Below are 20,147 nucleotides of genomic sequence, written 5' to 3' on the forward strand. Positions count from 1 at the left end.
GCGGGCTCCCGGGGCCTGGTCTGCTCTGTCAGGTCTTGGTGGGACGGGGTCCGGCGGTCTCGCGCAGCACGTCCAGACGGCGCCGGTACTCGTCCTCGTCGATCTCGCCTCGGGCGAAGCGCTCGGCGAGCAGTTCCTCGGGGGCGAGCGCGGGACCGTGGTGCGGTCGCTGCGGTGGAGGGCCGTACGGTGACGTGCCGCCGGAACGGGACAGGGCACGGAAGACCAGCACGCCGATGGCGATGAGCAACGCCCAGAAGAGGATCATGCCGGCCGGCATCGCGAACCAGCCCCATCCACCGGGGTTGTGGTGGTACCAGAACATCGCTGTCACTTCCCTCGCTGCCGGACGGTCGCGGGCCTGACACCCACGGCTTCCCGGCGCCTCACGCTCACCATCTCTCCGGGCCGGGCGGGCGTCATGGGCCGGTGGGGCCAGGGGGGCGGGCCCATCGGCCCTCTACCCTGCGGGGGTATGTACGGGGGTGTGGGCGGGGGTATGTGCGGCGGTACGGCCCGCGCCGCGCCCGGCCTTGACAGGGCCGCGGCGACCTGCGGAAAGCCGTGAAAGCGGGCGCGACCAGGGCGATAATCGGAGCATGGCCGCACCGCCCTTCGCCGCCGGGCCCCCGTTGCGGACCGCCCGGCAGCGGGACCTGCTGACCGACGTCCTGGCCGTGGGCGCGCCCTGCGCCCTGGTGCTCACCGGCGGTCAGGCCGTCCGCGCGCACGGGCTGGTGGCGCGGGCCAGCCGTGATGTGAACGTGGCGACCGAGAGCCAGGCGGACATGGCGTGGATCGCGGGAGTACTGCGGGCGGGGCTCACGGCGTACGGCTGGTCGGTACGGGTGCGGGAGGCGGAGCCGCTGGGCGCCCGGCTGATGGTCACGGACCCCGCGACCGGGGAGGTGTGCGAGGTCACCGTGGTCAAGGAGACGCTGTGGCGGCCTCCGGTGCCGACCGAGCTGGGGCCCGCGCTGGCACTGGAGGACGTGGTGGGGACGAAGGTCAGGGCCCTGGCCGACCGGGGGCTGGCCCGCGATCTGATCGACGTGCACGCGGCCGCCGGCCGCTGGAGCCTGCCCGAGCTGGAGGAACTGGGCCGCCGGCACGCCCCGGACGCCTTCGACCTCGCCGACCTCGCGACCCGGCTCACCGGTCTCGACTGGATCGACGACGCCGAGTTCACCGCCTACGGCCTCGACGGCGACACCGTTGCCGAACTGCGGCGCTGGGCACAGCAGTGGGCGGACGACATCGCGGAACGGCTGGTGGAGGGCGAGGCCCCCGAGGAGGAGTGAGGGGATTGGTGACGGGAGGGGTGACGGGACGTCAGGCGCCTTGGTCCGCAGGTGCCGCGGGCGCGGTGAGCGAGGCGAGGGCGGCGTCGAGTCGGCGCCCGGCCTCCTCCGCGACCGGTCGCAGTGCCTCGGACCCGGTGAGGGCGACCATGGTGTCCGGGTCGAGGGCCTGCACGGTGGTGCCGCTCCCGTCGGTGTCGGCTCGGACCACCACGTTGCAGGGCAGCAGGAGCCCGATGGTGCGGTCGATCTCCAGCGAGCGGTGGGCGAGCGGCGGGTTGCAGGCGCCCAGGATGATGTAGTCCTCCACGTCGTGGTCGAGCTTGGCCTTGAAGGTGGCGGTGACATCGATCTCGGTGAGGATGCCGAAGCCCTGAGCGGCGAGGGCGTCACGGACCCGGCCGACGCTGGTGGCGAAATCGCTGTCGAGGTGGACCGTACGGTCGTATCGCATGGCAGATGCCTTTCCGGTGCGGCGCTCACGTTCCTGCGGTGTTCATGGGGGCCACCGCCGAATATACCCCTGGGGGTAATGGGGTAATCAGGCGGGCTCGCGGCAGGCCCTCGGCTGCCGTCCGTTCCCCGCCGTCGCCGACGCGCCGCGTGCACGACCGGAGCCGATACCGTCGTAGTGAGACCGACGCATCCGACGAGAGGGCAGGTTCGCCGTGACCGGATACGCGCTTCACCCGATCGGCCGCGTCGAGTCGTCCCTGACCGAGCGGGCCGAGGCTCCCAAGCAGGCGGACGAGGGCGCCCCGGACGCCTGGCTGGTCCTGGACGAGCGCTTTCTGCCGGCGTTGGAGGGGCTGGCCCCGGGCACCGACGTCCTGCTGCTGACCTGGCTCGACCGCGCCGCGCGCGACACCCTCACCGTGCGCCCGCGCGGTGCGGCCGACCGGCCGCTGACCGGTGTCTTCGCGACCCGCTCGCCGGACCGCCCGAACCCGGTCGGACTGCATCAGGTGCACATCCTGGAGATCACCGGTCCGCGGATCCATGTTCGCCAACTGGAGGCGCTCGTCGGCACCCCGGTCCTGGACATCAAGCCGCTGCTGCGCCGGGACCGGTGAGCCGCCGGGCGGGCCGCCCGCTCAGGGCGCTGGGGCGTGTCTGACCATTCGCGTCGGATCAGCGCGCGGCGTCTGGTGCCGTGCATCGCAAGGCGGAGGATCGCCCGCGTACTGGACGTACTCGGGTGATCCGACAACGCGGCGAGGTGCCGTGCCAGGCGTCGCGCGCCCGGCGGGAATGGTCAGACACGCCCCAGCTCGACGGTGACCTCCGGCGGCTGGTGCAGGGTGTTGTGGATGGCGCAGGCCGACGCCAGGGCCAGCAGCCCCTCGCGGCGCGATTCGGGCAGCTCCGGCGGCGGGACGACCACGACACGCAGACCGGCGACACGGGCGGGGCGGTCGGTGGACATGACGAACTCGGTGTGCGCGCTCAGTCCCTCGCGCGGCAGACCGTGCCGCTTGAGATAGCGCCCGGCATAGAAGGCGACGCAGGCTCCCAGGGACGCGGCGAACAGTTCGGTCGGGGTGGGCGCGCTGTCCGCGCCGCCGGCGTCCACGGGCTGGTCGACGACGATCCGGTGTCCCCGGACGTCCACGGCGTACGAGTCGCCGTCGATGTGACTCACCTCGAGCCGGTGGACGGGTGCCTCCTTCGGCTGCTCGGCGAGGGCGGGTTGCGGTGCGGTGCCGGTCATGGCCGGGCCTCTCTCATGGTTCGCGGTGCGTGTCCGTGCACGCCTCCGTACACGTCTCCGAGCACATCCGTCACAGCCCGGACCGCGGGGCGGCCACGGGCGCGGCCGGGCACCCCGAGGGCCGTTCGGACCGGTGTCCGGGATCGATACTCACATATACCCTAAGGGGTATTGCGACCGGCGGTGACACCACGGAAACGGGCCGCGGCACGGCCGGAATACGACCCCCTTCCGATATACCCCGGTGGGTACCCTGGCAGGGACCTCCGGCCCCTGACCCGCCTTCACCGCCGGGACGACAGTGAAGGCATGGGAACACACATAGTGATCCTCGGCAGCGGTACCGCCGGAACCCTCGCGGCCAACCGGCTCCGTCGCAGTTACGAGGAAAAGGAATGCCGCATCACGGTCGTCGACCAGGACGACGACCACGTGTACCAGCCCGGTCTGCTCTTCGTTCCGTTCGGACTCGCCCGGCCGGACCATCTGGTCCGCCCCCGTCCGCGTCAGCTGCACGGCGGGATCGAGTACCGGCGTTCGGCGATCGAGCGCGTCGACGTGGAGACACGGACCGTGCACCTCACCGCAGGTGACCCGGTCACGTACGACGTCCTCGTGGTCGCCACCGGCGCCGCGCTCCTCCCGGAGGAGACGGAGGGCCTGACCGGCCCCGGCTGGGGCGAGAACGTCTTCACCTTCTACGACCTCCCCGGCGCCATGGCCCTGCACCGGGCGCTGGAGAGCTTCGAGGGCGGCCGGCTGGTCGTGAACGTGGCCGACCTCCCGATCAAGTGCCCCGTCGCACCGCTGGAGTTCGCGTTCCTCGCCGACGCATATTTCACCCAGCGCGGTATCCGCGACCGGGTACGGCTGACCTACGCCACCCCGCTGGACGGCGCGTTCACCAAGCCGATGGCCGCGCGGGCGCTGGCCGGACTGCTGGAGAGCAAGGGCGTCGAGATGGTCACCGACTTCACGCTCGGCGAGGTCGACGGCACGGGCAAACGGCTGGTGTCGTACGACGAGCGCGAGGTGCCGTACGACCTGGCCGTGGTCGTACCGCTGCACGGCGGGGCGGAGTACGTCTCCAGGTCGCCGGAGCTCGGCGACGGGCTCGGCTTCATCCCCGTCGACCAGCGCACCCTCCAGCACCCGGACCACCCCGAGGTGTTCGCCATCGGCGACGCGGCGGCGCTGCCCACCTCCAAGGCCGGTTCGGTGGCGCACTTCGCCGGTGATGTGCTGGTGCACAACATCCGCCGCTTCGTCGCCGGTGAGGCACCGGATGCGGTCTTCGACGGGCACACCAACTGCTTCGTCGAAACGGGCCACCACAAGGCCCTGCTGATCGACTTCAACTACGAGACCGAGCCGCTGCCGGGCCATTTCCCCGGCCCCGTGGGACTGCCGCTCCTGAAGGAGTCGCACGCCAACCACCTCGGCAAGCTCGCCTTCGAATGGCTGTACTGGCACAGCCTGCTGCCCGGCCGGGAGCTGCCCGGCATCGGCTCGGCGATGCCCGAGCGCGGCAAGAGCCGCATCCCCGCCTGACCCCAGGCCCTGCTCCACGGAAAGGAAACGATCATGGCCACCGCCACCTACGCCGACACGGCCGTCGCGGTCGACGACGAAGGCTTCTTCACCGACTCCGGCCAGTGGACCGAGCCCATGGCCGAGCAGATCGCCCGTGAGGCGGGCATCGAGGAGCTCACCGACCGCCACTGGACCGTCATCCGCTTCATGCGCACCGAGTTCGCCGCCAAGGGCACCGGGCCCACCGTCCGGGTGCTCGGCAAGACCTCCGGTGTGAGCGTCAAGGAGCTCTACCAGCTCTTCCCCAAGGGCCCGGCCAAGACCGCCGCGAAGATCGCCGGCATCCCCAAGCCGCGCGGCTGCATCTGACCGCTGTCCGACCGCCGTCCGACCACCGTCCGACCACCGACGGGCCCGGCACCCGTCCCCCCTGTACCCCCGTACCCCCGTTCCCCCGCACCCCCCGTTCCCCCGTCTCATCCGGCCGCTTCCGCATCCGAGGAGGGCAACCCGCCATGGCCGCCACCGGCTCGATCGAGAAGGTCTCGATCATCGTCTCCAAGGGATCCCTGGAAGGGATCTACCCGGCCCTGATCATGGCCAACGGCGCACGCGCCGAGGGCATCGAGGCCGATCTGTTCTTCACCTTCTTCGGCCTGGACGCGGTCACGAAGAAGCGCTGGGAGCACATCAAGCTGGCCACCGTCGGCAACCCCGGACTGCACATGCCCACCCTGCTGGGCGGACTGCCGGGCGTTCCCGACCTGCTCACCCGCTACATGGCCCGCAAGATGGACAAGCTCGACATCCCGCCCATCCCCGAGTTCATCGAGATGATCTCCGACACCGTCGCCGGCATCTACGCCTGCCTGGCCTCGGTCGACCTCTTCGAACTCACCAAGGACGACCTGGTCGACCAGGTCGAGGGCATCATCACGGTCGGCGAGTTCTACGAGCGCGCCGCGGGCGGCCAGATCATCTTCACCTGACCGGCCCGGTCTCTGCGGCGTCCGCCACGGCACCACCAGGGGCGGACGCCGCACAGACATGCCCGGGTGCCGTACGGCGATCCGTGCCGCCGTACGGCGTCTGTGTGCCGTAGGCCGACTCGACCGCGTTGGCGACGGCCCGGGCCAGGGAACGGCGGTCCGGGTGGGTGCCGGGGAGGACCGGGGACAGGACCTCGACCTCGGCCAGGAGGTGGCGGGTCGTGGTGACACGCCATAGGGAGGCGAGAAGGGTGTCCTCGCCGACGAAGGCCGGGGCGGTGGCGGGGGCGGTGGTGGGGGCGCCGGTGGTGAGGCGGTAGCGCAGGCGCACCGGCTGGACGGGGACTCCGGCGTCCAGCGCGGCCTGGAAGACGGCCCGGTGGAAGCGTCCGCCGGCCCGGCCGCACCAGGTGCTGCCCTCGGGGAACGCGGCGACCGCGGAACCCTCGCGCAGGGCGCCGGCGATCCGGGCGACGGTGCCGGGCAGGGCGCGCAGCCGGTCTCGTTCGATGAACAGGGCTCCCCCGCCCCGGGCGGCCACGGCACCGGCCACCGGCCACCGGCGCACCTCGGTCTTGGCGAGCATCCGCGCGGGGCGTACGGCAGCCAGCAGCGGGATGTCCAGCCAGGAGATGTGGTTGGCGACCAGGAGCAGGCCGCCGCCGGGGGCGGCCCGGCCGGTGAACAGGACACGGACCCCGGCGGCCCGGACGATCGCCCGGCACCAGCGGCTCACCAGCCCGGCGGGGATCGTCCCGCCGAGCGGTGACAGCGCGATCCCGGTGAGGAGGAGGACCGCGACGGCCGTGAGGCGCAGGACGGCACGGGGTGCGGTCGCCCAGGATCCCGCCGGCTCCACGCACGCCCCCGGGGTGCAGGGCGCGGTGGGCAGCCAGACGCTCATCAGGCAGGGACGAGCGAGAGGAAGTGCTTCAGATAGCGCGGATTGACCCGGCGCATCGAGAGCAGCACATACAGGTCGGCGACCCCGAAGTCCGCGTCGTGGGCGGGCTCGCCGCAGACCCAGGCACCGAGGCGGAGGTAGCCGCGCAGCAGGGCGGGCAGTTCGCTGTTCGCGGGCAGGGCCGCGACCGAGGCTGGGGCCGGGGCCACGCTGGGGACCCAGGGCAGCAGGGGCCGTACCCGGAACTCCTCCGGGGCCAGGTGCCCTGCGCGCACCCGCTCCCAGGTGGCGGAGGCGAGGGCGCCGCCGTCGGCCAGCGGGACGGAGCAGCAGCCCGCCAGCCACTCATGGCCCCGGTCGACCATGTAGCGGGCGATGCCCGCCCAGATGAGGCCGATGACCGCGCCGTCACGGTGGTCGGGGTGGACGCAGGAGCGGCCGACCTCCACCAGTCCGGGCCGGATGCCGTCGAGCGCGCTCAGCTCGAACTCGCCCTCGGAGTACAGCCGTCCGGCGACCGCGGCCCGCTCGGGCGGCAGCAGCCGGTAGGTGCCGACGACCTGCCCGGTGTGGGTGTCGTGGACGAGCAGATGGTCGCAGTAGGCGTCGAAGGCGTCGATGTCGTACCCGGGCCGGCGGGTGGCCAGCAGGGCGCCCATCTCACCGGCGAAGACGTCGTGCCGCAGCCGCTGTGCCGCGCGTACATCGGCCTCGCCACGGGCGAGGCTGACGCTGTAGCGGGTGGGTGCGGCCGGCGGGCGTTCGAGTGTGGAAACCCCGGTCATGGCTCTCTCCTGGTCACGGGCCGGTTCGGCGGGGGAGGCAGGTGGGCCCGCGGTGCTCGGCCCGTCGCTCCTGTTGTGCCGATGCCGGTTTGCGAGCGCGTTACCTGTGCCAGGAGAGCGGATGTGGGGATGCTGAACGGCGGACCCCCAGGGCCTGTTGCGGAAGTCCCGTCGTCCGCCCGGAGGGCGGGCCATGCGGGGTCCGGTGCGTGCTCTCGGCGTGCCGGGCGCAAGCCCTCGTACTGGGTGTACTCGGGCTTGCGCCCGGTGCGGCGAGAGTGCGTGCCGGGCGTCGCATGGCAGGCGGGACTTCCGCAACAGGCCCTAGCGGTTTCCCCGCCTGCGGGGCCGGTTGACGGCCGGCCGCCGGACGGTTGCGGGCCGTCGGAGGGCCGGTGGCGGCCCGGTGGCGGACGTGTGCCGCCACCGGGGTTCACGCTACCGCTTGGCCACCTTTCGCGTGGCACGCAGCCATTCCTTGTTCATGCTGGTGATGGAGGCCAGCGGGATGCCCTTGGGGCAGGCATCGGCGCATGCGCCGGTGAGGGTGCAGCCGCCGAAGCCCTCGTCGTCCATCTGGGCCACCATGTCCAGCACCCGGGTCTCCCGCTCCGGGGCGCCCTGCGGCAGCACGTTGAGGTGGTTGATCTTCGCGGAGGTGAACAGCATCGCCGCGCCGTTGGGGCAGGCCGCCACGCAGGCTCCGCAGCCGATGCACTCGGCGTGCTCGAAGGCGAAGTCGGCGTCGGGCTTGGGCACCGGGGTGGCGTGCGCCTCGGGGGCCGCGCCGGTGGGGACGGTGATGTAGCCGCCGGCCTGGATGATCCGGTCGAAGGAGGAGCGGTCCACCACCAGGTCCTTGATGACCGGGAAGGCAGACGCCCGCCACGGCTCCACGTCGATCGTGTCGCCGTCGTGGAAGGACCGCATGTGGAGCTGGCAGGTCGTGGTGCGCTCGGGGCCGTGCGCGTCACCGTTGATCACCAGGCTGCAGGCTCCGCAGATGCCCTCGCGGCAGTCGTGGTCGAAGGCGACCGGGTCCTCACCCTTGAGGATGAGCTCCTCGTTGAGCGTGTCGAGCATCTCCAGGAAGGACATGTCGGAGGAGACGCCGTCCACCTCGTACGTGGACATGGCACCGTCGGCGTCGGCGTTCTTCTGCCGCCAGACGCGCAGGGTGAGCTTCATGCATAGCTCCGCTGGGTGGGGTGGACGTACTCGAAGACCAGGTCTTCCTTGTGCAGGACGGGGGCGGAGCCGGTGAACTCCCAGGCGGCCGCGTAGCCGAACTCGTCGTCGCGGCGGGCGGCCTCACCGTCCGGTGTGTGCGACTCCTCCCGGAAGTGACCGCCGCAGGACTCGGCGCGGTGCAGGGCGTCGAGGCAGATCAGTTCGGCGAGTTCCAGGTAGTCGACGATGCGGTTGGCCTTCTCCAGCGACTGGTTGAACTCCTCTCCGGTGCCGGGCACCTTGATGCGCCGCCAGAATTCCTCGCGGATCTGCGGGATGCGTTCCAGTGCCTTGCGCAGTCCGGCGTCGTTGCGGGCCATTCCGCAGAACTCCCACATCAGTTCGCCGACCTCGCGGTGGAAGGAGTCCGGGGTGCGGTCGCCGTCCACGGCCAGCAGGCGCTGCAGGCGGTTCTGCGTCTCGGTCAGCACCTCCTGTACGGCGGGGTGCCCGTCCGTCACCGGCTGCTGGTTCGGGTTGCGGGCCAGGTAGTCGTTGAGGGTGGCCGGGAGGACGAAGTAGCCGTCGGCCAGGCCCTGCATCAGCGCGGAGGCGCCGAGGCGGTTGGCGCCGTGGTCGGAGAAGTTGGCCTCGCCGACGGCGAACAGGCCGGGGATCGTGGTCTGGAGGTCGTAGTCGACCCACAGACCGCCCATCGTGTAGTGCACGGCGGGGTAGATCCGCATCGGCACCTCGTACGGGTTCTCCGCGGTGATCCGCTCGTACATGTCGAAGAGGTTGCCGTACTTCTCCTCGACCGCCTTGCGGCCCAGCCGCTTGATCGCATCGGCGAAGTCGAGGTACACGCCCTGGCCGCCGGGGCCGACTCCCCGGCCCTCGTCGCAGACGTTCTTCGCGGCGCGTGAGGCGATGTCGCGCGGGACCAGATTGCCGAAGGACGGGTAGATCCGCTCCAGGTAGTAGTCGCGCTCGTCCTCAGGGATACGGTTCGCCGGGCGGTCGTCGCCCTTGGCCTTCGGCACCCAGATCCGGCCGTCGTTGCGCAGCGACTCGCTCATCAGGGTGAGCTTGGACTGGTGGTCGCCGGTGCGCGGGATGCAGGTGGGGTGGATCTGGGTGAAGCACGGGTTGGCGAAGTACGCGCCGCGCCGGTGCGCCCGCCAGATCGCGGTGGCGTTGGAGTTCATGGCGTTCGTCGACAGGTAGAAGACGTTGCCGTAGCCGCCGCTGGCCAGGACGACGGCGTCCGCGAAGTAGGTGTCGATCTTCCCGGTGATCAGGTCCCGGGCCACGATCCCGCGCGCCCGTCCGTCCACCACGATCACATCGAGCATCTCGGTACGCGGGTGCATCTCCACGTTCCCGGCGGCGATCTGCCGCGACAGCGCCTGGTAGGCGCCGAGCAGGAGCTGCTGGCCCGTCTGGCCGCGGGCGTAGAAGGTGCGGGAGACCTGGACGCCGCCGAAGGAGCGGGTGTCGAGCAGACCGCCGTACTCGCGGGCGAAGGGAACGCCCTGCGCCACGCACTGGTCGATGATCTCGACGGAGATCTGCGCCAGGCGGTGGACGTTGGACTCGCGCGCCCTGAAGTCGCCGCCCTTGACGGTGTCGTAGAACAGCCGGTGCACCGAGTCGCCGTCGTTGCGGTAGTTCTTCGCGGCGTTGATGCCGCCCTGCGCGGCGATGGAGTGGGCGCGGCGCGGGGAGTCCTGGTAGCAGAACTGGACGACGTTGTAGCCCTGTTCGGCGAGGGTGGCGCCCGCAGAGCCGCCCGCCAGACCGGTGCCGACGACGATGACGGTGTGCTTGCGCCGGTTGGCGGGGTTGACCAGCTTGGCCTCGAAACGGCGCTTGTCCCAGCGCTCGGCGACGGGGCCGGTCGGCGCCTTCGTGTCGGCGACCGGGGCACCGGTGGTGTAGTGCGTGAAGTCGACGTGCGGGGTGTGGGACTCGGGAACCATGTCGTGAGTGTCGGCCGTGTCAGAGGTGTCAGGGGCGTCGTGGGTGTCGTTCGTGTGCGGGGTCATCTTCAGCTCACCACTCCGGTCATGACGCCCACCGGTACGGCGATGAAGCCCGCGGTGAGCAGCAGCGCGAGGACGTTCGCGGAGATCTTCAGGGCGCGGTCGCGGGTGCGGCTGCCTGCTCCGAGGGACTGGGCCGCGCTCCAGAAGCCGTGCCGGATGTGCAGTCCGAGCGCGAGCATCGCGACGATGTAGATGACGTTCCCGTACCAGGTGGAGAAGGTGTCCACGACGTTCTGGTAGGGGTGCCCCGACTGGAAGCCGCCGGAGTGCGTGGTGCCGGTCGTCAGGTCGAGGATGTGCCAGACGATGAACAGGCCGAGGATGACACCGCCCCAGCGCATGGTGCGGGTCGCATGGCTTGCGCCCCCCTTGCGGTGCTCGTACTTCTGCGGGCGGGCGCGCAGGTCGCGGCGGCTGAGCTGGTAGGCGCAGACCACGTGTGCGACGACCGCGACGACGAGGACGACGCGGACCAGCCAGAGCGTCCACTCGTAGTGCATGAACGGTTCTCCCACGGTGCGCAGCCAGTGCGCATAATGGTTGAACTCGGTCGCGCCGAAGAAGATCTTGAGGTTGCCGATGACGTGGGCGATCAGGTAAAGAAGCATGATCAGACCGCTGACGGCCATGACTGTCTTCTTGCCGACGGTCGAGTCCCACACTGTGCGCGCCATGGACGGCCGTCGGTCCGTCCGCGTTGCCAGAGCCATGATTCGTGACGCTAGGGCCGAACGTCCCCATCGGTCCAAGACATGGTTCGGCTTGTTTCCATAGGCTGAGGCTATCGTTGCTGTATGCAGTTCCAGCAGCTCCAGTACTTCGTGGCCGTCGCCGAGACCAGGCACTTCACCCGGGCCGCCGAGCAGGTCCATGTCGCCCAGCCGTCGCTCTCGCAGCAGATCCGGTCGCTGGAGCGGGAGCTGGGCGCGGATCTGTTCCAGCGGGCGCGCGGCAACATCACGCTCACCGACGCCGGAGAGGCGCTGCTGCCGCTGGCCCGGCGGATCCTGGCCGACACGGAGACCGCCCGCCACGAGGTGCAGGAGCTGGCGCAGCTGCGGCGCGGGCGGGTGCGGCTGGGGGCGACGCCGAGCCTGTGCACGGGGCTCCTGCCGGATGTGCTGCGGACCTTCCACGACCGCTATCCGGGGGTGCGGCTGCTGATCGAGGAGGGCGGCTCGCACGATCTCGTACGGGAGCTGGCGCGCGGGGCGGTGGATCTGGCGCTGGTGGTCCTGCCGCTGCCGACGCCGGCGCCGGCGCTGACCACCCGGGAGCTGCTGCGGGAGGATCTGGTGATCGTGTCGTCCCCGGACGCGCCCGCGCCGGGTGCGTCCGCGCCGGGTGCGCCTGCGCCGGGGAAGGACGTTCCCGCCGTCCGGGTCGCGGATCTGGAAGGCGAGCGGCTGGTGATGTTCCGGCACGGGTACGACCTGCGGGAGCTGACCGTGGCGGCGTGCCGGGCGGAGGGGTTCGAGCCGTCGTTCGCGGTGGAGGGCGGCGAGATGGATGCGGTGCTGGGGTTTGTGCGGGCGGGGCTGGGGGTGGCGGTGGTGCCGCGGATGGTGGCGGTTCGGTCTGGGCGGGATCTTCGGGTTACTCCGTTGGCTCGGCCGGGGTTGTATCGGAGGGTGGCTGTCGCGCATCGGAGTGATGTGGCTCCACCTCGCGCTGCGCGGGAGCTGCAGGGGATGTTGTTCGAGCGGTTTTCGCTTCGGTGACGGTTTGATTTTGGGTGCGGGTGCGTTGTTGTTTTTGCGCAGTTCCCCGCGCCCCTGGAATGTGCAACCTCGCCGTTTTCGCGTGCGGGTGCGTCGTGGCTGGTCGCGCAGTTCCCCGCGCCCCTCAGGGAGTTGCGCCCTCCCTGAATTGAGAAGGCGCCCTCCTCTTTTGCTCGGAAGGCGCCCTCTCTGGGATTCTTCAGCTTGTTGCGTCTGCCAGGGCCAAGTGGTGGAGGCGGTCCGGGGGGCCCGGGCGGGCGTAGTACCAGCCTTGGGCTGTGTCGCAGCCCAGGAGGCGGAGTTGTTCTGCCTGGGCGCCGGTTTCCACGCCTTCCACTGTCACCGTCAGGTCGAGGCCGTGGGCCAGGGAGACTATTCCTTCCACGATCTTGAGGTCGACCGGGTCCGCCGGGAACTGCTGCATGCTCATGGTGAACGAGCGGTCCAGTTTGAGGATGCTGACCGGCAGGCGGCGGAGGTTGGCGAGGTTGGAGTAGCCGGTGCCGAAATCGTCGAGGGCGATGTCGACGCCCATCTCGGAGAGCCGGCGCAGGGGTTTGAGCAGGTCGTCGTCGGCGCCGATGAGGGCGGACTCGGTCACCTCCAGGCACAGCGAGCGCGGATCGACGCCGAGCCGTTCCAGGATCTCGACGGTGTCCTGGACAAGGCCGGGGTGGGTGAGCTGGACGGGCGAGAGGTTCACGTTGACGCGCAGTGGACCGGTGGCGGTGTAGCGGTCGCGCCACTCCCGGGCCTGACGGACCGATTCCTCAAGGACCCAGCGGCCGAGCGGGACGATCAGCCCGGTGTGTTCGGCGAGCGGGATGAAGCGGTCGGGGCCGAGGACGCCGTGCTGCGGATGCAGCCAGCGCACCAGGGCCTCGGCGCCGCGCACACTGCCGTCGCCGAGGTGGACCAGCGGCTGGTACTCGATGAAGAACTCGCTGCGCTCCAGCGCCGTCGGCAGGGCGGTGGTGAGGCCGTGCCGGGTGATGGCGCGGGCGTCGGCCTCGGCGTCGGCCAGTTCGAAGCGGTTGCCGCCCGCCGATTTGGCCCGGTACATGGTGATGTCGGCGCTGCGGAGCACCTCCGCGGGGCCGCGTTCCCCGGCCGGGCCCTCGACTATGCCGATGCTGCCGCGCACGGTCAGTTCACGGCCGTCGATGCGGATGGGTGCGAGCAGCGCGCTCATGATGCGGGCGGCGAGCTCGTCCACCTCGCGCTGGGTGTCGGGTCCCGTGGTCAGCGCGACGAACTCGTCGCCGCCGAGCCGGGCGACCATCTCGCCGGGTGCGGTGGCGCACGTCTGGAGCCGGTCGGCGACCTCGACGAGCAGCCGGTCGCCAGCGGCGTGGCCGAGGCTGTCGTTGATGGTCTTGAAGCCGTCCAGGTCGAGATAGCACAGCCCGAACCGCTGCCCCTCGTCCGCGGTGAGGGCCTTCTCCAGGCGCTCGAAGAACAGAGTCCGGTTCGGCAGTCCGGTGAGCGCGTCGTGGGTGGCCTCGTAGCGCAGCCGCAGATTGAGCAGACGGCGCTCGGTGGTGTCCTCCATCAGGGCGAGCTGGTACTGCGGGACGCCGTCCGCGTCGCGCAGCAGCGAGACCGACAGATTGGTCCACAGGACGGTACCGTCGGGGCGGTAGTACGCCTTCTCCACGTGGTAGTGCTCGCGTTCGCCGCCGACCAGTTCCTCATAGAGTTTCCAGACCTGCGGGGCGTCCTCCGGGTGGGTCCACTCCCGGGCGTTACGGGTGCGCAGGGTCTGCTCGGAGCCGCCGAACATACGCACCAGCGCGCCGTTGACCTGGAGAATGTTGCCGTCGAGGTCGGCGATGCCGATGCCTATCGCGGCACCTTCGAACACCGCGCGGAAGCGGGCCTCGCTGGCGTGCAGCGCCTGCGCCACCACACCCTGCGCCCGGAGGGCGGCGTCGGCGATGGACTCCTGCTCGGCGAGAGTGCGTTCCCGCAGCGCCTGGGCGTATCCGGCGGCCATGGCGTGCTGGAGACGCGCCGAGCGGGCACGCAGGTCGTCCTGAGGGCCGTCGTCGCCGCCGCAGTAGAGGACCAGATAGGCGTCGACGCAGTCCAGGGTGCGGCTGAGCACCTCGGGGTCGGTGCAGTGGGCGGCCACGAGGGCGGCGCCGACCGCCTTTCCCTCGTCCGCGGCGTGGGTCCGCGCCCGCAGCGCCCGGCTCAGCCGCCGGGCCAGCGGCAGCAGTTGCTCCTCGAACTCCGGGCGGGTCAGCGACGTGGAGGTCACCGGGAACACCGCCCGGCTCCAGATGGTCGCGAACCGGCGCAGTCTGTCCTCCGGCCCGTCCGGCTCCGCGATCACGCCGTACGCCCCACGCCCGCGAAACCGGAGAACGCCCAGGGATCCTCGTCCTCCGACGCCGGCTCCGGCCGCCACTTCGGCATCGGCACCAGTCCCGGTTCCACCATGTCGTACCCCTCGAAGAACCGCGCGATCTCGTCGCGCGTGCGCATGATCAGCGGGTTGCGGATGTCCTTGTACACATCGACCGCGCCGGCGGCCCGCTCGTGCGGCAGCGGGACTCCCGCGTACGAGGCATGCGTGAGGATCAGCATGCTGCCCGGCGCGAGCGCGTCGCGCAGTTGTGCCACCGCACCGTACGGGTCGTCCGAGTCTTCCACGAAGTGCAGTATGGCAACGAGAAGCAACGCCACTGGACGATTCCGGTCGATGAGGCGGTCGACCTCGGTACTCGCCAGGATCTCATGGGGCTTGCGGAGATCGGCGGCCACGACGTCCACCTCGTCGATGTCCGCCAGGACCGCCTGACTGTGCGCCACGGCCACCGGGTCGTGGTCGACATAGACCACCCGGGCTCCGGGTACGGCGGCCCGGGCGACCTCGTGGACACTGCCGAAGGTGGGAATGCCGGAGCCGATGTCGAGAAACTGCGTGATCCCCTCGGCCGCCGCGAAACGCACGGCGCGGCGCATGAAGGCACGATTCGCCTGCATGATCTTCGGCAGTCCCGGCATGAACTCCATGGCCTTGCGGGCCGCTTGCCGGTCGACCTCGAAGTTGTGCGAACCACCCAGGTAGTAGTCGTAGATCCGGGAGACGCTCGGCACCGAGATGTCGATGCTCCGGGGGGCCCAGGCGGGACGCTCCATCTCATGCTCCGTGACGTAGGCGGCGTAGGCGATGTGGGCGGTGCTGGCGGCATAGTCGGCCGGGTGTTCCCGCAGAGGCTACTGATCGCCTGGCAACAGAGCGAGCAGAACCGGAAATTGACCGTCCGTTCCCGGTCAGAATGTGAAAGGTGATGACCGTTTTGGGGTTCATATCGCGACTCTTCGGACGGCCGATCATGATGGCCGGGGGCCTTGGCGGCGACCGTTCCGCGTCATTGGTCTCGGCCTGTCCCGGTCTTCGGCCGGGTTTTTCCCCGCCTTCGGTCCGGGGCACGGTTTACGGCCATTCCGCGGGCACCGGCGGGCCGGGCCACCGACCGGCTCGGCAGCGGCAAAAGGTCCGCCCCCTCCGTGCGGTGCGGAGGGGGCGGACCGGTGGTCGTGCGCGTGGGGCCGGTGCGTCCGGCACTCCCGACGAATCTCCCCCTCCTCGCCACGGTGGGTACCGGGTGGCTCGGGTGAGGTGATCGACCCTGGGGAGGCGATCTGTGCTGATCCTTAACTCGACGCGCCGACCGGCTTGCCGTCGGGCGAGACGGCGTACCAGGTGCCGCCGACGCCCTGACCGTTGGTGTCCCCGGGGGCCTTGTCACCGGAGAAGGTGTAGATCGGCCAGCAGTTGACCGTCATCTGCTTCACGCCGTCGGGGCGGGTGAACGGCATCAGGCCCTTCTTGATCACGCCCTTGGTGTCGTTCGCGGCCACCGGACCGACCGCCGGCCACTTCTCCAGGCAGGCGCCGGTGCAGTTGGAGACCGACTTGGGCCATGCCTTGTCCTTGAGGAAGCGGTAGACCGTCATCCCGTTCTTGTCGACGATGATCTCGCCCAGCTTCGCGTCCTTGCGGGTGGACAGACCGGGCAGCGAGGAGAGGGTCGCCTTCTTGCCGGTGGGGGCGAGCGCGAACCACTTGCCGCCGACGTTCTGCCCGTTGACGTCCCCGGCGTTGACGTCCTTCGCGTAGCGGTACGCCGGCCAGCCGCCGACCGTCAGCTGCTTGGTGCCGTCCGCGCGGGTGACCTCGCCGAGCAGCGCCTTGTCGATACCGGCACCGGCCGTGGCGTCGTTCGCGGGGACCGGCGGCCAGGTGGTGGCGCAGTTGCCGTCGCAGTTCGACTTGGGCGGGTTCGCCGTGTCGGCGTCGAAGCGGTAGAGCGTGAGCCCGGAGCTGTCGGTCAGCACCTTGCCGAGGTCGGGGTTGTCGGCAACGGACAACTGTCCGGCCGACTGCGCCGGGCTCGCGGTGCTCTGGCCGTCGGCGCCGTACCCGTTGCCCGCCCCGGTGCTCGCGGTGGCACCCGCGCCGTTGCTGCCGTCGCCGACCGCCGCCGTCGCGCCCACGTTCTGGGCGGCCGAGGCCGGAGTGGTGGTGTTCCCCTGGCCACATGCCGTCGTCAGTGCCAGCACGGCCGCGGCGCCGACCACCATCGAAGCACTCCGTACGGAGGTCTTCATCGTCAACTCCCCATTGTCACCTGTTGGTTGCAGCGCCTTCCTGTGCCGCCGCACGGCCCTGTGTACGCATGGGGACGGCCGGAGTGTTCAACGTCGGCACAAATTTCTTTCAGCCGACTGTGACGGCCGCCTCACACTCGAACATCCGCGCGCTTCCGGCTGGTCGGAAGGACGGCGGGTCAAACCGCCGTACGGGGCCACTCCCTCGTTCGGGCCAATCCCCCGCCGTCGCGGCGTGCCGGGGTCCGAGGCTGCCCATGCTCTCCGTCGTGCATCGACCCGAACGAACACGATCCGCCCCGGCACTACGGGTGTCGGCGCTGCTGGCGCTGGGGTGGTTCCTCGTCGGCGCCCCGGCGGGAACGGCCGCGGCGGACGCCTGCGCGTACGCCTCCACAGGCCCCGACGGTACGACGGCCGTGGCCGTGGCCGGTCCGGGCGCCTACGCCGGCTCCTGGCCCACCCCGCCCCCGTCCATGCCGCCCCCGTGCCAGAAGCCGACACCCACCCCGACACCGCCCCCACCCCCGCCACCACCGCCGAAGCCCACGCCCACCCCCACCCCGCCGAAACCCCCGCAGCCGAAACCGCCGAAGCCGTCGCCGCGGCCGACCCCGGCACCCGAGCCGCCGCCCGCCCCCGCAGCGCCCCGCCCCCGCCCGGTGCCCCCGCCCGAACCCACGCCCACACCGCCCCCTCCCCCCAGACCCGCACCGAAACCGGCCCCGAGACCGCACCCGGCCCCGCGCCCCTCGGCGACCCCGGTCACCTACCCCAGCTACCGGCCCCACCCCGTCAAGCACCAGGTCCACGGCACCACGTCACCCGTCACCTACGTCCTGCTCATCACCGCACCCGCGGTGGTCGCCGTGGCCGCGCTGCGCCCGCGCTGAACCACCGGCCGCCGACCACCCGCCACCGCCACCCGCCGCGCACGCCCCCCGCGCCCTCACCACCCCCGCCCTCCAGGAGGTTCCCTTTGTCGGATTGGCTCGTTCTGGTTCTCGCGATGCTGGCCGCATGTGTCGTCGTGGTCGTCATCACCCTGCTGCGCAGCCGCTCGGCGGCCGACGACGAGGACCCCACGGAGACCCCGGACGTCATCGAGTACATGACGATGTGGATCGGCGTCGTCTACGCCATCGTGCTGGGCCTCGCCATCGCCGGGGTGTGGGAGGCGCGCGGTGCCGCCCAGGACCATGTGCAGGCCGAGGCGCAGGCGCTGCACGAGGTCTCCGAGCGGGTGCGGGTCTATCCGCCGACCGTGCGGGACCGCATTCGCGCCGATGTCAACGCCTATGTCGGACAGGTCGTGCACCAGGAATGGAAGAGCATGGCCGACCACGACCGTCTCACCGTGCGGGGTGACGCGCTCCTCCAGCAGATCCGCGCCGATGTGACCGACTACCGGCCACGGACGGACTTCGAGGCGCAGGCGTACCAGCCGCTGATCGACCAGGTGGCCGCGGCGGACCAGGCGCGGCAGGCCCGGGCGGACTCCACCGGGGCGACCATGCCTGGTGTGGTGTGGTTCGGTCTGGTGTCCGGGGCCGTCATCACCATCGGCATGGTCCTCGCGCTCCAGATCCGCAGAACGGCGCGTGAGTTGATCCTCGCCGGGCTGTTCTCCGCGCTGATCGCCTTCCTGCTGTTCCTGATCTGGGACTTCGACTCGCCCTACAGCCGCGGCATCACGGCCTCGGCCGAACCGTTCCTGAGCCTCTTTCCGCAGCTGAGGGGCTGACAGCGGACCGCACGCGGCCCCGTCCCCGCGCTGCGGACTGCTCCGGGCGCCGGGGGCCTCTCCCGTGCCGGGGGCACACGCCACGCCGTACGGGTCCCCCGGCCGCCGGAACGCCGTTCCCCTGTCCGGCCCACGCGCATGCCCCATTCGTACGACTGCGATCGCGGCCGGGCACCCCCGTTCCTAGCGTTTCGGTCATCGAGGTGCATTTCCGGTGCTGCGGAAGTGGTCCGCCGCCGTTCCTCGGGGACCCGAAGGGAACACCATGCGTGCGATACACGCCGCCTCGGCCGCTCTGCTGGCCGTGACCGCCGTCGGCTGCTCCGCCCAGGCCGGTTTCGTGAACGGCGCGGACGGCGCGCCGTTCGGCTTCTCCGTGCAGCCTTCCGTCGTCGCGCCGGGCGGCAGGGTGACGCTCCAGGTGAGCCGTGACGGGGTGTGCCGGGAACGGGTGGCGGTGACGTCGGGGGTCTTCCCCACGGTGACCATCCCTCCGCGGCAGTCGTCGGCGACGGCCACGATCGACTGGGACGCCATGCCGGGCGCCTCGTACCTGGTGACGTTCAGCTGCGCCGGCATGGCCGGGTCCACCCAGCTGACCATCAGCGGCGGCCGCTCCTTCCAGCGGCCCGTGCCGCTCCAGCCCGCGTACCCGGTGCAGCGTGTGCAGCCGGAGCGGGGTGTGCGGGCCGGTGCGGGCGGCAGCGTCGCCGGGTTCGACCTGAAGCGGATCGGCCTGGGCGCGGCCCTGGTCGCCGGGTCGGCCGCGGCGGCGTACCGGCTCCTGCGCCGCCGCGGCGGCGGGAACAGCGCCTGACCTCCCGGACATCCGCACACCGCACACCGGACACCGGACACCCGCACACCACAGACCGGACGCCCGCACACCACAGACCGTCGCCCCGGACCCAATGGGTCCGGGGCGGTGTCACGTGCGACAGCGGCGAGTCTCCCGAAGACAACCCGAGTCGGCGGGCGGTCAGGCTTTGCGCTCCGCCCGCCGCCGCATCCAGAACAGCCCGCCCCCGACCGCCGCGGCCGCGACGAGCCCGCCGCCGATGGCGATGTCGGCCGGCGTGGCCCCGCTGGAGCTGCTGCCGCCGAGGCCGCCGCGGACGCCGCCGATGACGGTGAAGGCGGCCGGGTTGGTCAGGGTCCGGCCGTTGCAGTTGACGGTGATGCTGTGCGGGCCCGGCATGGCGTTGCGGTTGACCGTCGCGGTGCCCCTGGCCATCTGGCTGGAGCCGCCGACCGGGGTCAGGGACGCGGTCGGGAAGGCATCGGAGGTCATGGTGCCGCCGGTGGGGCAGTTGTCGACGCTGACGGAGAGCTGTCCGCCGCGGGCGATGACGCTGGGCAGGGCGACGATGTTGCTCGGGCCGCCTCCGCCCATGCCGTCCCGAGCGACGGCCACCGGGGCGGCCAGGCCGAGGGCGGCGACCGCGACGGCCGAGGCCGCCAGGGCACGAGTAGTACGCATGTCTTCCTCCGCGGAAGGCGCCCCGGGACCCGTCCCCGGTAGATCGGCGAGAAAGCACCTCCCGAAAAGACCCTCAGTTGCCTTGTACGTGGCCGCATTTCGGGAATGGTCCGTCCTGGTGAGCCGACACGCCGGGGA

General features: G+C 71.2%; 21 protein-coding genes. 9 read left to right on the plus strand and 12 right to left on the minus strand.

Going from position 1 to position 20,147, the window contains the following annotated elements; genetic code table 11:
• Nucleotides 1-28 precede the first annotated feature (28 nt).
• Nucleotides 29-325, minus strand: coding sequence for an SHOCT domain-containing protein (locus ACSYGN_RS04440; RefSeq protein WP_460392019.1), 297 nt, complete (start codon nucleotides 323-325; stop codon nucleotides 29-31).
• Between the two features lie 274 nt (nucleotides 326-599).
• Between ACSYGN_RS04440 and ACSYGN_RS04445 the strand changes: the two genes are divergently transcribed.
• Complete coding sequence (locus ACSYGN_RS04445; protein WP_460392021.1) at nucleotides 600-1,301, plus strand: nucleotidyl transferase AbiEii/AbiGii toxin family protein; 702 nt, start codon at nucleotides 600-602, stop codon at nucleotides 1,299-1,301.
• Between the two features lie 31 nt (nucleotides 1,302-1,332).
• On the opposite strand, the gene ACSYGN_RS04450 is transcribed toward ACSYGN_RS04445, so the two are convergent.
• Nucleotides 1,333-1,755 carry a DUF302 domain-containing protein gene (locus tag ACSYGN_RS04450; RefSeq protein ID WP_460392023.1) on the minus strand — a complete coding sequence of 141 codons (423 nt, stop codon included), beginning with the start codon at nucleotides 1,753-1,755 and terminating at the stop codon, nucleotides 1,333-1,335.
• A gap of 214 nt (nucleotides 1,756-1,969) precedes the next feature.
• Between ACSYGN_RS04450 and tsaA the strand changes: the two genes are divergently transcribed.
• Nucleotides 1,970-2,374 carry a tRNA (N6-threonylcarbamoyladenosine(37)-N6)-methyltransferase TrmO gene (tsaA, locus tag ACSYGN_RS04455; RefSeq protein ID WP_460392025.1) on the plus strand — a complete coding sequence of 135 codons (405 nt, stop codon included), beginning with the start codon at nucleotides 1,970-1,972 and terminating at the stop codon, nucleotides 2,372-2,374.
• Nucleotides 2,375-2,556: 182 nt separating this feature from the next.
• Here tsaA and ACSYGN_RS04460 read toward each other — a convergent pair whose 3' ends face one another.
• Nucleotides 2,557-3,012, minus strand: coding sequence for an OsmC family protein (locus ACSYGN_RS04460; RefSeq protein ID WP_460392027.1), 456 nt, complete (start codon nucleotides 3,010-3,012; stop codon nucleotides 2,557-2,559).
• A 309-nt stretch (nucleotides 3,013-3,321) separates the two neighbouring features.
• Here ACSYGN_RS04460 and sqr point away from each other — a divergent pair, with 309 nt between their 5' ends.
• The 3 genes from sqr (at nucleotide 3,322) to ACSYGN_RS04475 (ending at nucleotide 5,534) form a co-directional block, all read left to right on the plus strand.
• The gene (sqr, locus tag ACSYGN_RS04465) at nucleotides 3,322-4,563 is read left to right on the plus strand and encodes a type III sulfide quinone reductase, selenoprotein subtype (protein ID WP_460392029.1); all 1,242 of its coding nucleotides are present in this window, start codon (nucleotides 3,322-3,324) and stop codon (nucleotides 4,561-4,563) included.
• A gap of 33 nt (nucleotides 4,564-4,596) precedes the next feature.
• Complete coding sequence (locus ACSYGN_RS04470; protein ID WP_460392031.1) at nucleotides 4,597-4,914, plus strand: TusE/DsrC/DsvC family sulfur relay protein; 318 nt, start codon at nucleotides 4,597-4,599, stop codon at nucleotides 4,912-4,914.
• A 146-nt stretch (nucleotides 4,915-5,060) separates the two neighbouring features.
• The gene (locus ACSYGN_RS04475) at nucleotides 5,061-5,534 is read left to right on the plus strand and encodes a DsrE/DsrF/DrsH-like family protein (RefSeq protein WP_460392033.1); all 474 of its coding nucleotides are present in this window, start codon (nucleotides 5,061-5,063) and stop codon (nucleotides 5,532-5,534) included.
• Here ACSYGN_RS04475 and ACSYGN_RS04480 read toward each other — a convergent pair.
• The 5 genes from ACSYGN_RS04480 to ACSYGN_RS04500 all read right to left on the minus strand — a co-directional run bounded on the left by ACSYGN_RS04480 (nucleotide 5,527) and on the right by ACSYGN_RS04500 (nucleotide 11,115).
• Entirely contained in the window at nucleotides 5,527-6,438 is a 912-nt protein-coding gene (locus ACSYGN_RS04480; RefSeq protein ID WP_460392035.1) for a lysophospholipid acyltransferase family protein, read from the minus strand. The two genes, ACSYGN_RS04475 and ACSYGN_RS04480, sit on opposite strands and share 8 nt — an antisense overlap.
• Nucleotides 6,438-7,223 carry a GNAT family N-acetyltransferase gene (locus ACSYGN_RS04485; RefSeq protein WP_460392037.1) on the minus strand — a complete coding sequence of 262 codons (786 nt, stop codon included), beginning with the start codon at nucleotides 7,221-7,223 and terminating at the stop codon, nucleotides 6,438-6,440. The genes ACSYGN_RS04480 and ACSYGN_RS04485 overlap by 1 nt, the downstream gene beginning before the upstream one ends.
• A 438-nt stretch (nucleotides 7,224-7,661) precedes the next feature.
• Nucleotides 7,662-8,411: a succinate dehydrogenase/fumarate reductase iron-sulfur subunit gene (locus tag ACSYGN_RS04490; protein WP_460392039.1), complete on the minus strand. Its 750-nt coding sequence runs from the start codon at nucleotides 8,409-8,411 to the stop codon at nucleotides 7,662-7,664.
• Nucleotides 8,408-10,375 (minus strand): fumarate reductase/succinate dehydrogenase flavoprotein subunit, encoded by a 1,968-nt coding sequence (locus ACSYGN_RS04495; RefSeq protein WP_460403219.1) that lies wholly within the window; start codon nucleotides 10,373-10,375, stop codon nucleotides 8,408-8,410. Before ACSYGN_RS04495 ends, ACSYGN_RS04490 begins: the two co-directional genes overlap by 4 nt.
• A gap of 68 nt (nucleotides 10,376-10,443) precedes the next feature.
• On the minus strand, nucleotides 10,444-11,115 hold the full coding sequence (locus tag ACSYGN_RS04500; RefSeq protein ID WP_460392041.1) for a succinate dehydrogenase: 672 nt from the start codon (nucleotides 11,113-11,115) through the stop codon (nucleotides 10,444-10,446).
• 120 nt (nucleotides 11,116-11,235) lie between these two features.
• On the opposite strand from ACSYGN_RS04500, the gene ACSYGN_RS04505 reads away from it, so the two are divergent.
• Nucleotides 11,236-12,162 carry a LysR family transcriptional regulator gene (locus ACSYGN_RS04505; protein WP_460392043.1) on the plus strand — a complete coding sequence of 309 codons (927 nt, stop codon included), beginning with the start codon at nucleotides 11,236-11,238 and terminating at the stop codon, nucleotides 12,160-12,162.
• Between the two features lie 199 nt (nucleotides 12,163-12,361).
• Here the strand turns inward: ACSYGN_RS04505 and ACSYGN_RS04510 are convergent, their stop codons facing one another.
• The 3 genes from ACSYGN_RS04510 to ACSYGN_RS04520 all read right to left on the minus strand — a co-directional run bounded on the left by ACSYGN_RS04510 (nucleotide 12,362) and on the right by ACSYGN_RS04520 (nucleotide 16,785).
• Nucleotides 12,362-14,500 (minus strand): putative bifunctional diguanylate cyclase/phosphodiesterase, encoded by a 2,139-nt coding sequence (locus ACSYGN_RS04510; RefSeq protein ID WP_460392045.1) that lies wholly within the window; start codon nucleotides 14,498-14,500, stop codon nucleotides 12,362-12,364.
• Nucleotides 14,497-15,309: an SAM-dependent methyltransferase gene (locus tag ACSYGN_RS04515; RefSeq protein ID WP_460392047.1), complete on the minus strand. Its 813-nt coding sequence runs from the start codon at nucleotides 15,307-15,309 to the stop codon at nucleotides 14,497-14,499. The genes ACSYGN_RS04510 and ACSYGN_RS04515 overlap by 4 nt, the downstream gene beginning before the upstream one ends.
• 519 nt (nucleotides 15,310-15,828) lie before the next feature.
• The gene (locus ACSYGN_RS04520) at nucleotides 15,829-16,785 is read right to left on the minus strand and encodes an SCO0930 family lipoprotein (RefSeq protein ID WP_460403221.1); all 957 of its coding nucleotides are present in this window, start codon (nucleotides 16,783-16,785) and stop codon (nucleotides 15,829-15,831) included.
• Between the two features lie 269 nt (nucleotides 16,786-17,054).
• Here ACSYGN_RS04520 and ACSYGN_RS04525 point away from each other — a divergent pair, with 269 nt between their 5' ends.
• The 3 genes from ACSYGN_RS04525 (at nucleotide 17,055) to ACSYGN_RS04535 (ending at nucleotide 19,346) form a co-directional block, all read left to right on the plus strand.
• Nucleotides 17,055-17,678, plus strand: a complete 624-nt coding sequence (locus ACSYGN_RS04525) for a hypothetical protein (RefSeq protein WP_460392049.1) — start codon at nucleotides 17,055-17,057, stop codon at nucleotides 17,676-17,678.
• 86 nt (nucleotides 17,679-17,764) lie between these two features.
• The gene (locus tag ACSYGN_RS04530; RefSeq protein WP_460392051.1) at nucleotides 17,765-18,529 is read left to right on the plus strand and encodes a bestrophin-like domain; all 765 of its coding nucleotides are present in this window, start codon (nucleotides 17,765-17,767) and stop codon (nucleotides 18,527-18,529) included.
• A 265-nt stretch (nucleotides 18,530-18,794) separates the two neighbouring features.
• The gene (locus ACSYGN_RS04535) at nucleotides 18,795-19,346 is read left to right on the plus strand and encodes a hypothetical protein (protein ID WP_460392053.1); all 552 of its coding nucleotides are present in this window, start codon (nucleotides 18,795-18,797) and stop codon (nucleotides 19,344-19,346) included.
• A 162-nt stretch (nucleotides 19,347-19,508) separates the two neighbouring features.
• On the opposite strand, the gene ACSYGN_RS04540 is transcribed toward ACSYGN_RS04535, so the two are convergent.
• Nucleotides 19,509-20,009, minus strand: a complete 501-nt coding sequence (locus tag ACSYGN_RS04540; protein ID WP_460392055.1) for a hypothetical protein — start codon at nucleotides 20,007-20,009, stop codon at nucleotides 19,509-19,511.
• Nucleotides 20,010-20,147 lie beyond the last annotated feature (138 nt).

The organism is Streptomyces sp. YIM S03343 (genome assembly GCF_054729195.1).

What these genes read in the sequence shown, in the direction of transcription:
- ACSYGN_RS04440 (WP_460392019.1), bottom strand. Translation starts at nt 325, where the DNA reads ATGTTCTGGTACCACCACAACCCCGGTGGATGGGGCTGGTTCGCGATG.
- ACSYGN_RS04445 (WP_460392021.1), top strand. Translation starts at nt 600, where the DNA reads ATGGCCGCACCGCCCTTCGCCGCCGGGCCCCCGTTGCGGACCGCCCGG.
- ACSYGN_RS04450 (WP_460392023.1), bottom strand. Translation starts at nt 1,755, where the DNA reads ATGCGATACGACCGTACGGTCCACCTCGACAGCGATTTCGCCACCAGC.
- ACSYGN_RS04460 (WP_460392027.1), bottom strand. Translation starts at nt 3,012, where the DNA reads ATGACCGGCACCGCACCGCAACCCGCCCTCGCCGAGCAGCCGAAGGAG.
- sqr (WP_460392029.1), top strand. Translation starts at nt 3,322, where the DNA reads ATGGGAACACACATAGTGATCCTCGGCAGCGGTACCGCCGGAACCCTC.
- ACSYGN_RS04470 (WP_460392031.1), top strand. Translation starts at nt 4,597, where the DNA reads ATGGCCACCGCCACCTACGCCGACACGGCCGTCGCGGTCGACGACGAA.
- ACSYGN_RS04475 (WP_460392033.1), top strand. Translation starts at nt 5,061, where the DNA reads ATGGCCGCCACCGGCTCGATCGAGAAGGTCTCGATCATCGTCTCCAAG.
- ACSYGN_RS04480 (WP_460392035.1), bottom strand. Translation starts at nt 6,438, where the DNA reads ATGAGCGTCTGGCTGCCCACCGCGCCCTGCACCCCGGGGGCGTGCGTG.
- ACSYGN_RS04485 (WP_460392037.1), bottom strand. Translation starts at nt 7,223, where the DNA reads ATGACCGGGGTTTCCACACTCGAACGCCCGCCGGCCGCACCCACCCGC.
- ACSYGN_RS04490 (WP_460392039.1), bottom strand. Translation starts at nt 8,411, where the DNA reads ATGAAGCTCACCCTGCGCGTCTGGCGGCAGAAGAACGCCGACGCCGAC.
- ACSYGN_RS04495 (WP_460403219.1), bottom strand. Translation starts at nt 10,375, where the DNA reads ATGGTTCCCGAGTCCCACACCCCGCACGTCGACTTCACGCACTACACC.
- ACSYGN_RS04500 (WP_460392041.1), bottom strand. Translation starts at nt 11,115, where the DNA reads ATGGCGCGCACAGTGTGGGACTCGACCGTCGGCAAGAAGACAGTCATG.
- ACSYGN_RS04505 (WP_460392043.1), top strand. Translation starts at nt 11,236, where the DNA reads ATGCAGTTCCAGCAGCTCCAGTACTTCGTGGCCGTCGCCGAGACCAGG.
- ACSYGN_RS04515 (WP_460392047.1), bottom strand. Translation starts at nt 15,309, where the DNA reads ATGGAGCGTCCCGCCTGGGCCCCCCGGAGCATCGACATCTCGGTGCCG.
- ACSYGN_RS04520 (WP_460403221.1), bottom strand. Translation starts at nt 16,785, where the DNA reads ATGAAGACCTCCGTACGGAGTGCTTCGATGGTGGTCGGCGCCGCGGCC.
- ACSYGN_RS04535 (WP_460392053.1), top strand. Translation starts at nt 18,795, where the DNA reads ATGCGTGCGATACACGCCGCCTCGGCCGCTCTGCTGGCCGTGACCGCC.
- ACSYGN_RS04540 (WP_460392055.1), bottom strand. Translation starts at nt 20,009, where the DNA reads ATGCGTACTACTCGTGCCCTGGCGGCCTCGGCCGTCGCGGTCGCCGCC.